The organism is Shinella pollutisoli, from assembly GCF_024609765.1.
Lineage (GTDB): Bacteria > Pseudomonadota > Alphaproteobacteria > Rhizobiales > Rhizobiaceae > Shinella > Shinella pollutisoli.
In genome coordinates, this window is record NZ_JANFDG010000011.1 from 110,395 (window position 1) to 124,282 (window position 13,888).

Genomic DNA, 13,888 nt, shown 5'->3' on the forward strand with positions numbered 1-13,888 from the left:
GTTCAGAGGCATTCGCCGCCGTCGATCACCAGCGCATGGCCGGTCATGAAGCGCGAGGCGTCGGAGGCGAGGTAGAGGATCGCCTCGGCGATCTCGTCGACCGAGGCGAAGCGGCCCATCGGGATCGCGCCGGCGATGTAGTCCTCCAGCCTGTCGCGCCCGCCCATCTGCCGCTCGAAGCCCGCGTTGAAGGGCGTGTCGACGAAGCCGGGGCAGAGCGCGTTCACCCGGATGTTGTCGCGGGCGTAGTCCTTGGCCATCTGCCGCACCATGGCGACGGCGGCATGCTTGGTCGTCGCATAGGCGATCATCTCCGCGTCGTACTGCACGCCGGAATTGGAGGCGGTGACGATGATCGAGCCGCCGCCCTGCGCGCGCATCTGCCCGACCACGGCGCGCGCCGCGACGAAATGCGAGCGCACGTTCAGCACCCAGGAGGCGTCCATCTCATCGGGCGTCACCTGCTCCAGCCTCCCCTCGATCTGGATGCCGGCATGGGAATGCAGGACGTCGAGCCGGCCGTGCCGGGAGATCGTGCCCGCGAGCGCCGCCTCGACGGCGGGGGTGTCGGTCATGTCGAGCGCCAGCGCCTCGGCGCGGCCGCCCGCCGCGGCGATCTCGGCGGCCACCCTTTCGGCCGCCGCACCGTCGCGGTCGCTCACCGTCACCTGCGCGCCCTCCACCGCCATGGCGATCGCGCCGGCCCGGCCGATGCCGGAGCCCCCGCCGGTGACGAAGGCGATCCTGTCCCGAAGCCGCATATACCGTTCCTCCTCAGTCCGACACGAGGCCGCGCCGGTGATAGAATTCCGCCGCCGTCTCGATGAAACGCGCGATCTCCTCGGCGCCGTAGTCGCGCCGGAACAGCTCTGCCCGCTCCATGAGCGCCCGGCGGTCGCGCACGCGGCCCGGCCGCAGCATGTCGTAGGTCTCCATGATCAGGTCCTGCGGCACGGCGACGAGCTCGGCCCCGCGCTCGAAATTCTCCGCCAGCGTCGGGCGCCCGGCGGCCCGCGCGATCGCCGCCTGCGCCGCCAGCGCCTCGGCGGTGATGCGCAGGTCCTCGACCGTGACGTCGCCGGCGAGCACCGCCTCCATCGTCAGGTCGTCCAGCGCCTTGCCGCGGCCGCCGCGGATGCGGTCCGGCGCGGTCTCGGCGAGCGGATAGTCGGCAAGGGTGGGCTTTTCCGCCATCTCAGGCCTTCTCCTTCTGCCCGAGGAACAGGATCTCGATCTCCTCGGGCGCACGATCGGGGACCGTGAGGCCCGTCTCGATGGCGTGGATCAGCGCCACCTGCGCGTGGTAGCGCGCGCCGAGCGCCTGGCCCTCGGTCGGCACCACCACCGGCTCGGGCGGCACGCCGCGCGCGAAGGAGGCGGCGTTGCGGCCGAGCTGCTCGTAATGGGCGAGCGTCGTGATCGGCGCGTTGGAGAAGAGCTCGAGATTGTTGTGGGGCATGCGGCCGCGGGCGTGGATCACCGCCGTGCCCTTGGCCTGGATGCCGATGCCGTAGCCGGAGCCCGCCATCTGCGCGGCCGTCAGCCCGAGGAAGGACGTATCGGCCGTGTGGTGCATCCTGAGGATGCGCGGACGCGCGCCGCCGTCCTCGACGCCCCTGATGAGCGCGCGCAGCACGTCGGAGAGGTTGAGGCCGCCCGTCGTCTGGAAGAGCTGCAGGCCGAAGGCCGGGCTGATGCCGATCACCACGTCGAGCGGGTCGGTCCCCTCCCCGGCGTCGCCCTTCGCCTCGTAGGTGATGCGCCGCGCCTCGGCCCGGCGGTGCATGGCCTGGGCCGCGAGCACCTCGCTCTGGCCGATCGTGTCGCGGATATCGCAGATCTCCTCGCGCCGCTCGTCCGAAAGCCGGTAGCCGCTGCCCGGGCCGGCATAGTCGTTCGGATCGTTGACGGCGCTGAGGATGCGGCCGCGGCGGACGATGGCCGAGGTCTGGAGATAGTCGCCCGAGACGCGCAGCTTGACGAGGCGCAGGAGGTTCTCCGCCTCCGGCGAAAAGCCCCGCCTGTGCAGCGCCCGGATGACGTCCAGCACGTCGATGCCGCGCGTCTGGATCGCCTCGCTGATCCTCGCCGTCTCGCCGGGCGAGAAGGTCGTGGTCTCGCGCGAGCCCGAGGCGACGACGACGCTCGCCTTCATCTGAGGCGTCGGCCGGGCGAGGTCGAGTTCCTCCAGCACGGCGGAGATCGCCTCGACGGCACGGATGCGCAGATCGAGCGCCTTCGTCTCCGGCAGCGGCGTCAGCCCGCCGTCGGCCTCGAAATCGCGCTGCAAGACGAGGAAGTCCTCCATCTCCTCGCCGTTGAAGAGCGAGGGGTTGAAGGAGTTGTCGTATTTCAGGATCGAGCCGAAGCCGGAGCAGATGAGGTCGGAGCCGGCGATCAGATAGGGCAGGATCTTGGCGCCGACGCGGATCTCGGATTCGGTCGGGCGCGCGTCGTTGCCGCTCGCGCATTCGAGGTCGAGCCAGACGGCGAGCAGGTTCTCGGCCATGATCTCGCGCATACCGCCGGAAATGCTGGCGGTGACGGGCGCGCCGTCGATGCCGCCGTTCTGCGTGCCCTGCACGCCCATGCCGCGCTGCAGGCAGAGGCAGCGCGCCTCGAGATAGAGCAGCGACTTCGCCTCGTGATAGCCCATCAGCAGCTCCGCCCCGCCGCCCGAGGTGCAGCGCGCCTTGATGCCGCGCGAGGCATAGGCCGCGACCAGGAAGGCTTTGGACCAGGGCGTGTCGTCGCCGTCGACGAAGGTGCGCTCCGTGCCGTAGACGGAGACGGTCTCGGCATAGGAGGTGAAGCCGGCCATGCCGATCTTCAGCTCCTCCGCCTCCTCCGACGAGCACTGGAACAGCGTGCCCCAGTCGCCCACCGCCGAGCCGACGAGGCAGGCGACGGCATTGGACCAGGCGTTGCGCGCGACCCGCATCGTCGTCTCCAGCTCGTCGAAGCCGAAGCCGACAGCCACGGCGGCATCCGCCGCAAGCTGCAACGGATCGTCCTTGGCATTGGTGACGTGCGCCTGGTTGCCCGGCGTCTTGCGCGGCCGCATCTTGGCATAGGCGAAGGCGATCTCCAGCGCGTTCAGCCGCGAGACCACGTCGGCGAGCTTGGCCGGCGTCATGCCGTGGGCGAGCCGCACCAGCGTCTCGCGCGGCACATGCATGTCGACGAGCATGCGCGCCACCTCGCCCGAATCCATCGCCATCGCCTCCGCGGCGACATCGGGGTCGAGATGGTATTCGGCGATGAAGGCGTCGATCAGGTCGAAGTCATGCGCCGGCACGCCGTCCATGCTGACGACGCGGCCGGCCTCCGTCGCCAGCCCCGGCCGCGGATCGGCGGGGCTCGAGAAGGCAGCGAAACCGTTGGCGGGGTCCTCGCGCGCGAAGCGGTCGAGCCGGAGCGGGCGGTCGTCCCAGTCCGAGTAGCGGCGCCAGCGATTGGCCTGCGGGATCTGTTCCATGGCGCATCCTCCCTGGGCCGCCGTCAGGCCATCGCGTCGAGCGATTCCGGCACGACTTGGCCGCCGTCGACGACGATCTGCTGGGCGGTGATGTAGCCCGCCTCGTCGGAGGCGAGGAACAGCACCGCGTTGGCGATGTCGTCAACCGTGCCGAGCCGGCCGAGCGGCACCGAGGCCTCCATCGCCGCGAGGTATTCCGGGCCGTTGCCCTCGAAGCCCTCGGTGATGATGTTGCCGGGCAGGACGGCGTTGATCGTCACCTGGTCCTTGGCGAGCTCCATCGCCGCCGAGCGCATGAAGCCGAGCTGGGCGGCCTTCGAGGCGCCGTAATGGGTCCAGCCGCGATAGCCGGTGATCGGCCCGGTGATCGAGGAGGTGAGGATCACCCGCCCGCCGCCGGCGCGGCGGAAATGCGGCTGCGCGGCCTTCACCGCCAGGAAGGAGGAGCGCAGGTTCACCGCCATCACGTTGTCCCATTCGGCGGGGTCCATCGCCTCCATGGTCGTCTGCGGGTAGATGCCGGCATTGGCGCAGAGGATCGAGAGGCCGCCCTGCGCCTCCGCCGCCTCGTCCACCATGGCGCGGACCTGGTCCCAGTCGGCGACGTCGCAGGTCGCCGTGCGCACCGTGCCGCCGGCCGCGGCGATCTCCGCGCGCGCCTCCTCAAGTGCGGCGCCGCCGCGCGCGACCAGCGTGACCTTTGCCCCTTGTGCGGCGAGCGTGCGGGCGATGCCGCGTCCGATCCCCTTCGACGCGCCGGTGACGATGGCGCTGCGGCCGGTGAGCCTGGTGAGCATGGCAGTCCCTCCCTTGTTTCGAAACGGATCAGGAAATCACGAGATCCCCTTCGACGGCGGCGATGAAGAGACGGCGGAAATCCTCCGCCGTCATCTTGCGCGGATTGGCCCCGGTCGAGGGGTCGGCGAGCGCCTTGACGGCGATCTCGTCGGCATCGGCGGTGGTGACGCCGAGATCCGCCAGCGTATGCGGGATGCCGAGTTCCCTGCGGAAAGCAAGAAGCCAGTCGAGGAAGCCGTCGAAGCCGCCGTCGATCTCCAGCATGTGGGCGACGATGCCGACCTTCCTCTCGATTACCGGCCGGTTGAAGGCGACGACATAGGGCAGGATCACGCCGTTGGCGAGGCCGTGCTGGATGTCGTAGAGCGCGCCGAGCGGATGGGCGAGCGAATGCACCGCACCCAGCCCCTTCTGGAAGGCGACGCCGCCCATCATCGCCGCGGCGAACATGTAGGTGCGCGCCTCGACGTTGCGGCCGTCCCTGACCGCGCGCGGCAGCCAGTCGCGGATGAGCCGCATGCTTTCGAGCGCGATGCCGTCGGCCATCGGGTGGAAGCTTTCCACGCAATAGGTCTCGAAGCTGTGGGTGAAGGCGTCCATGCCGGTCGCGGCCGTCAGGGCCGGCGGCAGGCCGGTCGCAAGCTCCGGGTCGCCGATGACGAGCGCCGGCAGCATCTTCGGATGGAAGATGATCTTCTTGGTGTGGTCGGTGGTGTTGGTGAGCACCGCCGCGCGCCCCACCTCCGAGCCGGTGCCGGCCGTGGTCGGCACGGCGAGGATCGGGTGGATCGCATCCGCGTTGGCACGCGTCCACCAGTCGCCGATGTCCTCCAGGTCCCAGACCGGGACGGTCTGGCCCTCCATCAGCGCCACGAGCTTGCCGACGTCCATGGCCGAGCCGCCGCCGATGACGATCACGCCGTCATGGTTGCCGGCGCGGAAGGCCGCAATGCCGGCGGTAAGGTTGGTGTCGGTCGGGTTGCCCTGCACCTCGGAGAACAGCGCGGCCTGAAGGCCGGCGGCGCGCAGCCGTTCCACCGCCGCGGCGATCATCGGCAGGCCGGCGAGCCCCTTGTCGGTGACGACGAGCGGGCGCTTGAGGCCGATGGCGGCGGCGTGCCTGGGCAGGTCGGCCGCCTTGCCGGCGCCGACATGGATCGTCGTCGGGTAGGTCCAGCGGGCGGAGAGGTCGTAGGTCATGGCGTGTTTCCGGCGTTCAGATCATTTCGAAATAGCGATGCAGTTCCCAGTCCGAGACGGTGGCGCGCTGGGCGGCGACCTCGGCCTCGCGGCTCCTGGCGAAATGCTCGACGAAGGCGTCGCCGAACCATTCGCGCGCCATGTCCGACCTGCGCAGCCGCGCCGCGGCCTCGGCGAGCGAATCGGGAAAGCGCAGGGCCTCGGGCAGGTCGGCGTCGTAACCGTTGCCCTTGAAGGGCGGGCCGGGATCGATCTTCTCGCAGATGCCGGCAAGCCCCGAGGCAAGCGCTGCGGCCAGGACGAGATAGGGATTGGCGTCGGCCGCCGGCGGGCGGACCTCGACGCGCAGCGACTTCTCGCTGTCGCCGATCACGCGCAGCGAGCAGGTGCGGTTGTCGAGGCCCCAGGTCGCCCCGGTCGGCGCCCAGAAGCCGGGCGCAAGCCGCGTGAAGGCGTTGATCGTCGGCGCGTAGAGGGCGAGGAGCTCGGCCATGTACTTCCGCTGCCCGCCGATATAGTGGCGCGCCGTCTCCGACAGGCCGTGCTCGGCGGCGGGGTCGTGGAAGGCGGAGCGGCCGTCCTTCCACAGCGACAGGTGGGTGTGGCCGCCGCAGCCGGGCAGGCCGTTGATGGGCTTGGCCATGTAGCAGAGCGTCAGCCCGTTGCGCTGGCCCCAGGCCTTGGAGAAGGTCTTGTAGATCACCGCGCGGTCGGCCGCCTCCATCGCGTCGGCGGGCGTGAAGGCGAATTCCATCGCCCCCTCCCCCGCTTCCGGATGGATCGCCTCCAGCGGCGTGCCGAGATCGCGGGCGAGCGCCATCATGCCGGAGAAGAACTCGTCCTCGACGGCGGTGCGCAGGATCGAATAGCCGCCGGTGGTGGGCGAGAAGGGCGTGAGGTTGCGGTAGCCCTTGGCAAGCGCGGTGGTCGGCGTCTCGCGGAAGACGTAGAACTCGTATTCGAAGCCGGCCTTGGCGGCAAAACCCATCTCCGCCGCCTTCTCGACGACGCGCCCGGCGAGCCGGCGCGGGCAGACCGCGGCCCCCGGCCCGTCGGCATATTCCATCAGGTGGAAGCGCCGGCCCTCGCCGGGCATCATGCGGCCCTCGCCGGGAACGATGCGGATCGGGTCATCGTGATAGCCGGTCGCCCAGCCGGTGTGGCCGTTGTCGTAGAGCGCGTCGCGGGAATCCCAGCCGAGCACGACCGAGCAGAAGGCGCCGCCCTTCTTCTGCCAGGCGGCGAACTTCTCGGCGGTGGCGTATTTTCCCCGGACGACGCCGTCGAGGTCGACATAGCCGATCAGGACGAAATCCTCGGCCGTTGCCCGGGATGTGTCAGCAAGCGATTGCATCTTTGTCCTCTGTCCAAAACGTCCGGGTCAAGCGCCGAGGTAGGCGCGGGCCACTTCGGGATCGCTGAGCAGGCGGTCGGACGGGCCTTCGAGGGCGATCGAACCCGTCTCCAGCACGTAGCCGTGGTCGGCCAGGTGCAGGGCGAGGTTGGCGTTCTGCTCGACCAGCACGATCGAGAGCCCGGCCTTGCGCAGCTCCACGATCAGCGCGGCGATCTCGTCGATCATCTTCGGCGAGAGGCCGAGCGAGGGCTCGTCCATCAGCAGCACCTTGGGCCGCGCCATCAGCGCCCGGCCGATCGCCACCATCTGCTGCTGGCCGCCGGAGAGCTTGCCGGAAGGCTGGTGCTGCTTCTCGCGCAGGATGGGGAAGCGGTCGAAGACCTCCTCGATGCCGTCGGCGACGCGCCGGGAATCGCGGTCGAGATAGGCGCCGAGCCTGAGGTTCTCGCGCACCGTCATCAGCTTGAACAGCCGCCGGCCCTCCGGCACGTTGACGATGCCCATCTCGACGACGCGGTTCGGCGGCTGGCCGTCGATGCGCCGGCCCTCGTAGAGCACCTCGCCGCCGCTCGGCCTGACGAGGCCGGAGATCGCCTTGAGGATCGAGCTCTTGCCGGCGCCGTTGGCACCGATCAGCGTGATGATCTGGCCCTGCCTGAGCGACAGCGAGACGCCCTTGACGGCCTCGACCTTGCCGTAGTGGACACGCAGGTTCTTCACTTCAAGCAACATGGGCCTGGCTCCCCAGATAGGCTTCGCGGACTTCGGGATTGGCACGCACCTCCTCGGGTGTGCCGTCCGCGATGTTGTTGCCGAAGTTCAAGACGGTGATGCGGTCGCAAAGGCCCATCACCACCTTCATGTCGTGCTCGATCAGCATGATGGTGATGCCGGTGTCGCGGATGCGGCGCACGAGCGCGATCATCTCGCGCGATTCGTCGTTGTTCATGCCCGCGCAGGGCTCGTCGAGCAGCAGCATGCGCGGCTCGGCGGCGAGCGCGATGGCGATGCCCAGCATCTTCTGGTGGCCGTGCGCCAGCGTCGCGGCCTGCTGGTGGGCGATGTGGCCGAGGCCGATGAAATCGAGGATCTCGCGGGCGCGCCGCTCGGAGCCGGCCTCCGCCTCGCGGGTCTTGCGGGTGCGCAAAAGCGAACCCCAGTAGCTGTGCTGCGCATGCAGGTAGTTGCCGGCCATGACGTTCTTCAGCACCGAGAACTTCTTGAACAGCGTCACGTGCTGGAAGGTGCGCACCAGGCCCTGGGCGGCGATCTCGTGCGGCTTCAGCCCGCTGATCGTGTGGCCGCGGTAGCGGATCTCGCCGGCGGTGATCGGATAGCGCCCCGAGCAGGCGTTGAAGAAGGTGGTCTTGCCGGCGCCGTTCGGCCCGATCAGGCCGCGGATCTCGCCCTCCTCGACGACGAGGTCGAGGCCGGCGATGGCGGTGACGCCGCCGAACTTCATCTGGAGATTTCTGGCTTCGAGTTCGTACATGCCGTTGCCTCACCTGCCCGAGGTGCGTTGGAAGAGTTTGCGCAGCCGGCCCGGAACCGTCTCCAGTCCGCCCGGCAGCAGGAGCACCGAGGCGATCAGCACCACGCCGAAGAAGATGGTGCGGAAATAGCCGGTGGCGCGCAGGAGCTCGTCGACGATGGTGAGCGAGATCGCGCCCGCGACCGGGCCGCCCACCGTCGTCAGCCCGCCGACGATCAGATGGACCAGCGCGAATTCCGATTTCCAGATGTCGAAGGTCTTGGGGCTGATATAGGTCTGGTAATGGGCGTAGAGCGCGCCGGTGATGCCGACCAGCGTGCAGGCGATGGTGAAGCAGATCACCTTGTGGCGGAACACGTTGATGCCGGTATGCTGGGCGAGCAGCTCGTTCTCGTGGATCGACCAGTAGATCATGCCCGTGCGCGAGGAGTTCACGCGGTGGATCACCCATACGGTCGCCGTCACGGCGAACAGCGCCAGATAGTAGTAGGCGACGCGGTTGGCGAAATCGATCTGCAGGAAGCCGAGGTCGAGGACCGGCGGCTTGATGTCGAAGACGCCGTCCCAGCCGCCGAAGAAATCCTTGAAATAGGCGAAGTTGCGCTTGATCACCTCGCCGACGGCCCAGCTCGCCATGAAGAAGTAGACCGCGCGCGTGCGCATCAGCGGGATGGAGATCGCAAGCGCGATCGCCCCGGAGATGAACGCGCCGATCCACAGCCCGTACCACATCGACAGGCCGAGCTTGGTCAGCACCAGCGCCGAGGCATAGGCGCCGATGCCCATGAAGCCGGCATGGGCGAAGGAGATCACGCCGAGCGTCCAGATCAGCCAGAGGCTGGCGGCCAGCGACACGTTGAAGGTGATGATGATGCCGACGTGGATGAGGTAGAGGTCGAAGTTCACGAGGAAGGGTACGACCAGCGCCACGGCCAGCAGCGCCAGCCAGGCAATCCTGTGAGGTCGGTCAAGGTCTTCCATTTTTCTATCCCGCAAGTCTGTTGTCATGCCGCCCTGCCGTCATGCCGCCGGGCGGCGCGGAGAGGGGCGCTCAGTCCCAGTTCTGGCCGAACAGGCCGGACGGCCGGAACACCAGGATCAGGAAGATCACCACGAAGGAGAGGATGAGGGCGATGTCGCCGCTGATGGTGGTCGTCACCACGCTGTCGATCATGCCGAGGATCATGCCGCCGACCAGCGCGCCGACGACCGAGCCGAGCCCGCCCATGATGACGATCATGAAGGCCTTGATGGTCGCCAGGAAGCCCATCGTCGGGACGATCGACAGCAGCGTGCCCATCATGCAGCCGGCGATCGCCGCCATGGCGGAGCCGAGGCCGAAGGCGATCCAGTGGATGCGCCCGGTCCGGATGCCCTGCAGCGCCGCCGTGTCCGGGTCCTCGGCGACCGCCCGGATCGCAAGCCCCGTCACCGAGCGGCGCAGGAACAGCCAGAGCGCCACGATCAGCGCGATCGATACGGCCGAGATCACCATGCGCTCGTAGGAGAGATAGGCGCCGCCGAGCAGCACGCCGCCCGAGACCGCGCTCGGGATGCCCTTGGTGGTGGTGCCGAAGATGAGCTGGCCGGAGCCGGAGATGATCAGCACCAGGCCGAGCGAGACGGCGAGCGAATAGAGGATGTTCTTGCCGTGCAGCGGCTTGAACAGCACCATCTGCAGCACCGCGCCGAGGCCGAAGATCACGACGGCGCTGACGGCGACGCCCGCCCAGTAGGGCAGCCCCATCTCGGCATGCCAGTAGTAGAGCACGAAGGCGCCCAGCATGAACATCTCGCCGTGCGCGTACTGGATGATGCGCATCACCCCGAAGATCAGGGTGAGGCCGATGGCGATCAGGGCGTACATCAGGCCGAGGCTGACCCCGGTCAGGCCCATCTGTAGGAAGTCACTCATGCGCGAAAGGCTCCAGGATCGCAGGGACGTCCGGGCCGCCGCCGCCCCGCCCGGAGAGCCCGGGCGGGGCGGCGCGACCGTTCAGGTCCGGTTGCGCGAGATCAGTAGTCCGCCGGCAGCGCCGGGAAACGCACGTCCTCGACCTTGGCCACGCCCTTGTCGATGGTGGTGGTGAAGCAGTCGTAGACGCCCTGGCGGTCGACGCCGAAAGAGTTCTTGCCCGCCCACTTGACCTTGCCGACATAGGTGTCCTCAAGCTCGACGGCGGCCAGCGCCTCGGCCACCTTCCTGGTGTCCTCCGCCGTGCCGGCCGCTTCCCAGGCCGCCTTCAGCGAGTAGATCCACCAGGAATAGTTGCCGGCGAGCGCATTGAAGGAGCCGAACCGCTCCATGAAGCGCTTCTCGATGGCCTTCTGGGTGTCCGTCGACGGCTCGACGTTCGTCACCGGCAGGATGACGCCGTCGGCATGCTCGCCGGCCACCTCGAGGATGGTCTTGGTCTCGGAGGCCGCGGGCGAGGAGATCGGGCCGGTATAGCCGAGCTCGCGCGCCGCCTTGATGATCGAGGCGGTGATGCCGGGCGGGGACGGGCTCGTGACGATGAAGTCCGGCCGGTCGGCGATCGTCTTGGCGACGATCGGATAGAAGTCCGTGTCCTCCCAGTTGTAGAACTCGGCCGCCTTCTGGGTGATGCCGTAATAGTCCATCAGCCGCTTGTAGGAGAAGTGGCAGTCGGTGCCGTCCTGGTCGTTCGGGCCGATGAAGGCCGCCGTCTTCAGCGCGTCCTTGCCGTACTTCTCCTGCATGAAGGGGATGTAGGCGAAGCCCTGCTCGTAGTCCGACATCTCGGCGCGGAAATGCAAGGGGTAGTCCTTGCCGAACAGGTCCAGATAGCCCCAGCAGGCAACGATCGACAGGACGCCGGCCGGCTCCGTCACCTGCAGCATGCCGACGTTCGAGGCGGCCGCCTGGCTGAAGACGTACTTGCACTGGTCCTGCTCGACGAGGCGCATCGTCGCCGCGCGCGAGTCGGCCACCTCGCCCTTGGTGTCGTAGCTGATCACCTCGAGCATGTGCGGCTCGCCGCCGATCATCACGCCGCCCGCCTCGTTGATCACCGCCGCGCCGTCGATGAAGCCCTGCGCCGTCGAATGGCCCCAGTAGGCGACCGGTCCCGACAGCGGCACCGCGCCGCCGATCTTGATCGTCTTGGCCTGCTGCGAGAAGGCGCTCCGCGGCAGGATCGCAGGCGCCGCGAGAGCCGCCGCCCCCGTCACCAGCAGCCGGCGACGCGTCACAAACAACGAACCCGTTTCCTTTTTCATCATGGTTCTCCCAGTTTTCGATTTCCGTGTTCTTGTTGATTGCGCGTACTATTCGCGCCAATTCGGACGGGCGCTATCCAATATCGGCAACACCGAAAATCGTCGGCCGGCCGCCCGCCGCCGCGTGGCGACCGGCCGGCAGGCACCCGCGGCACGGGCGGAAACTGTTGCAAATCCGCAAGGTCCGCGGCTCTTCGCGGCGGACGGACGCAAAGTTCGGCGCGGGGGCGATTCCCCTTTTACGCGCACTGCGCTATGGCCAGACAAGGCCGCGGCGCCGAATCGCGTCGACGGGCCCGAGCGCAGTCCAAGGATATGGCACCCATGAAATCCCGCATTGCAATTCTGGCAGCCCTCACGCTTGCCGTCGCCGGATGCACCACCGCCCCCTCCGCCGCCACCAATCCGCTCCAGGCGCGCTGGAACGGCAAGACGGCCGGCAGCTTCTTCGCAGCCTACGGCCCGCCGCTCTCCGACGTCGAGGGCGCCGGCGGCACGACGCTCTACAAGTGGCGCGGCGGCTTCGTCAGGGGGCGCGCCTGCCAGGTCGAGCTGACCGTCGACGGCAGCTACAAGATCCGGACGATCCGCACCGTCGTCGACCATCCCGGCCAGAAGGGCGGCCCGTCGCACTGCGAGAAGGTGCTCGACGCCGCCGGCTGATCCCGAAGCGCACGCACGCTTCACGGCCGCGCGGCGACGCGCGGCCTTTTCGTTGCGGACATCCGGGAAGATGTCTGGGCGCCTGGCTTCCCAACCAGGAATCCCGCTCGTTTGCGAGCCTCGGGGGTAGAGCGCCGACGGTTCTGGTCCGGCGGGAAGACCTTCGCATACCCGACGGGTTTCCGGCTACAGGCGTCGAGAACGACGGCACTCCCCCGCAAGCTCAGTCGCCGTAGCCGACCACGCTCTTGATCTCGAGGAAATCGTGGATGCCGAAATCGGCATATTCGCGCCCGTTGCCCGACTGCTTGTAGCCGCCGAAGGACGCCATCGTGTCCCAGGCCGGATAGTTGAGGTAGACCGACCCGGCGCGCATGCGCGACGCAACCCGGCGCGCGCGCTCGATGTCCCGCGACTGAACGTAGGCGGCAAGGCCGTAGACGGTGTCGTTGGCGATGCGGATCGCGTCCTCCTCGTCCTCGTAGGACAGGATGGAAAGCACAGGTCCGAAGATTTCCTCGCGGGCGATCGTCATGTCGGAAGTGACGTTTCCGAACACGGTCGGACGGACGTAGTAGCCGCGGTTGAGGCCGTCGGGCCGGCCGGGACCGCCCGTGACGAGCGTCGCGCCTTCGCTGATGCCGGCCTCGATCAGGCGCTGGATCTTGTCGAACTGGATCTGGCTGACGACGGGGCCGAGATCGGTGTCCTCCGCGTTCGGATCGCCCGTGCGGAACGCCTCGGCTGCGGTTTTCGAGATGGCCAGCGCCTCTTCATGGCGCCCCTTCGGAACCAGCATGCGCGTGGGGGCATCGCAGGACTGCCCCGAATTGCCGAAGCAGCCGTGGACGCCCTTCGTCACCGCAGTCTCGAAATCGGCGTCGGGAAGGATGATGTTCGCCGACTTGCCGCCGAGCTCCTGCGCGACGCGCTTGACCGTGTCGGCCGCAGCCTTGGCGACGATGATGCCCGCCCGGGTGGATCCGGTGAAGGACACCATGTCGACGTCGGGATGCGACGCCATGACCTGCCCGACATCGGGGCCGGTGCCGTTGACGAGATTGAACACGCCCTTCGGCACGCCCGCCGCATGCATGATTTCCGCAAAGACGATGCCCGAGATCGGTGCGATTTCCGAAGGCTTGAGCACGACGGTGCAGCCGGCGGCGATCGCCGGGGCGACCTTGCAGACGATCTGGTTGAGAGGCCAGTTCCACGGCGTGATCAGGGCGCAGACCCCGACCGGTTCCTTGACGATCATCGTCGTGCCGCGCTTTTCGCTGAACGTGTAGTCTTCGAAGGCCTTTATCGTGGATTCGAGATGGCCCCGTCCCGCCCAGGCCTGCGCATCGCGCGCGAAGGCGAGCGGCGCGCCCATCTCCGCGGAAACGGCCTGCGCAATATCCTCGAAACGCTCCAGGTAAACGCCGTGGATCCGCTTCAGGAGCGCGAGCCGCTCGGCGGCAGCCGTCCGCGAGAAGGTCTCGAAGGCGGCCTTCGCCGCAGCGACGGCCTTGTCCACGTCGGCCGCGGAGCCGACCGAAATCCGCGTGAACGCCTCCTCCGTGGCCGGATTGATGACGTCGAGCGTCCGGGGCGTGACGGGCGAAACCCACGCACCGTTGATGTAGAAGTTCTCGTGATTGCTCATCGGAGCTGT

13 protein-coding genes are annotated in these 13,888 nt (G+C 68.3%); 1 reads left to right on the forward strand and 12 read right to left on the reverse strand.

Features of this window, described 5'->3' with window-relative positions; translation table 11 throughout:
- Nucleotides 1-2 precede the first annotated feature (2 nt).
- The 11 genes from NNZ72_RS11065 to NNZ72_RS11115 all read right to left on the reverse strand — a co-directional run bounded on the left by NNZ72_RS11065 (nt 3) and on the right by NNZ72_RS11115 (nt 11,538).
- On the reverse strand, nt 3-761 hold the full coding sequence (locus NNZ72_RS11065; protein WP_257315368.1) for an SDR family NAD(P)-dependent oxidoreductase: 759 nt from the start codon (nt 759-761) through the stop codon (nt 3-5).
- Nucleotides 762-774: 13 nt separating this feature from the next.
- Entirely contained in the window at nt 775-1,194 is a 420-nt protein-coding gene (locus tag NNZ72_RS11070) for a diol dehydratase small subunit (protein WP_257315369.1), read from the reverse strand.
- A gap of 1 nt (nt 1,195) precedes the next feature.
- Nucleotides 1,196-3,478 carry a propanediol/glycerol family dehydratase large subunit gene (locus tag NNZ72_RS11075; RefSeq protein WP_257315370.1) on the reverse strand — a complete coding sequence of 761 codons (2,283 nt, stop codon included), beginning with the start codon at nt 3,476-3,478 and terminating at the stop codon, nt 1,196-1,198.
- 23 nt (nt 3,479-3,501) lie between these two features.
- Nucleotides 3,502-4,275 carry a 3-oxoacyl-ACP reductase FabG gene (fabG, locus tag NNZ72_RS11080; RefSeq protein ID WP_257315371.1) on the reverse strand — a complete coding sequence of 258 codons (774 nt, stop codon included), beginning with the start codon at nt 4,273-4,275 and terminating at the stop codon, nt 3,502-3,504.
- A gap of 28 nt (nt 4,276-4,303) precedes the next feature.
- On the reverse strand, nt 4,304-5,476 hold the full coding sequence (locus NNZ72_RS11085) for an iron-containing alcohol dehydrogenase (RefSeq protein WP_257315372.1): 1,173 nt from the start codon (nt 5,474-5,476) through the stop codon (nt 4,304-4,306).
- Nucleotides 5,477-5,492: 16 nt separating this feature from the next.
- Nucleotides 5,493-6,830 (reverse strand): glutamine synthetase family protein, encoded by a 1,338-nt coding sequence (locus tag NNZ72_RS11090; protein ID WP_257315373.1) that lies wholly within the window; start codon nt 6,828-6,830, stop codon nt 5,493-5,495.
- Nucleotides 6,831-6,857: 27 nt separating this feature from the next.
- Nucleotides 6,858-7,562 (reverse strand): ABC transporter ATP-binding protein, encoded by a 705-nt coding sequence (locus NNZ72_RS11095; protein WP_257315398.1) that lies wholly within the window; start codon nt 7,560-7,562, stop codon nt 6,858-6,860.
- Complete coding sequence (locus NNZ72_RS11100; protein WP_257315374.1) at nt 7,555-8,325, reverse strand: ABC transporter ATP-binding protein; 771 nt, start codon at nt 8,323-8,325, stop codon at nt 7,555-7,557. The genes NNZ72_RS11095 and NNZ72_RS11100 overlap by 8 nt, the downstream gene beginning before the upstream one ends.
- 9 nt (nt 8,326-8,334) lie before the next feature.
- Nucleotides 8,335-9,306, reverse strand: a complete 972-nt coding sequence (locus NNZ72_RS11105; RefSeq protein ID WP_257315375.1) for a branched-chain amino acid ABC transporter permease — start codon at nt 9,304-9,306, stop codon at nt 8,335-8,337.
- Between the two features lie 70 nt (nt 9,307-9,376).
- On the reverse strand, nt 9,377-10,240 hold the full coding sequence (locus NNZ72_RS11110) for a branched-chain amino acid ABC transporter permease (protein ID WP_257315376.1): 864 nt from the start codon (nt 10,238-10,240) through the stop codon (nt 9,377-9,379).
- 101 nt (nt 10,241-10,341) lie between these two features.
- Nucleotides 10,342-11,538: an ABC transporter substrate-binding protein gene (locus NNZ72_RS11115; RefSeq protein WP_257315399.1), complete on the reverse strand. Its 1,197-nt coding sequence runs from the start codon at nt 11,536-11,538 to the stop codon at nt 10,342-10,344.
- A 351-nt stretch (nt 11,539-11,889) separates the two neighbouring features.
- On the opposite strand from NNZ72_RS11115, the gene NNZ72_RS11120 reads away from it, so the two are divergent.
- The gene (locus NNZ72_RS11120; RefSeq protein WP_257315377.1) at nt 11,890-12,228 is read left to right on the forward strand and encodes a hypothetical protein; all 339 of its coding nucleotides are present in this window, start codon (nt 11,890-11,892) and stop codon (nt 12,226-12,228) included.
- 223 nt (nt 12,229-12,451) lie between these two features.
- Here the strand turns inward: NNZ72_RS11120 and NNZ72_RS11125 are convergent, their stop codons facing one another.
- Complete coding sequence (locus NNZ72_RS11125) at nt 12,452-13,879, reverse strand: aldehyde dehydrogenase family protein (RefSeq protein ID WP_257315378.1); 1,428 nt, start codon at nt 13,877-13,879, stop codon at nt 12,452-12,454.
- Nucleotides 13,880-13,888 lie beyond the last annotated feature (9 nt).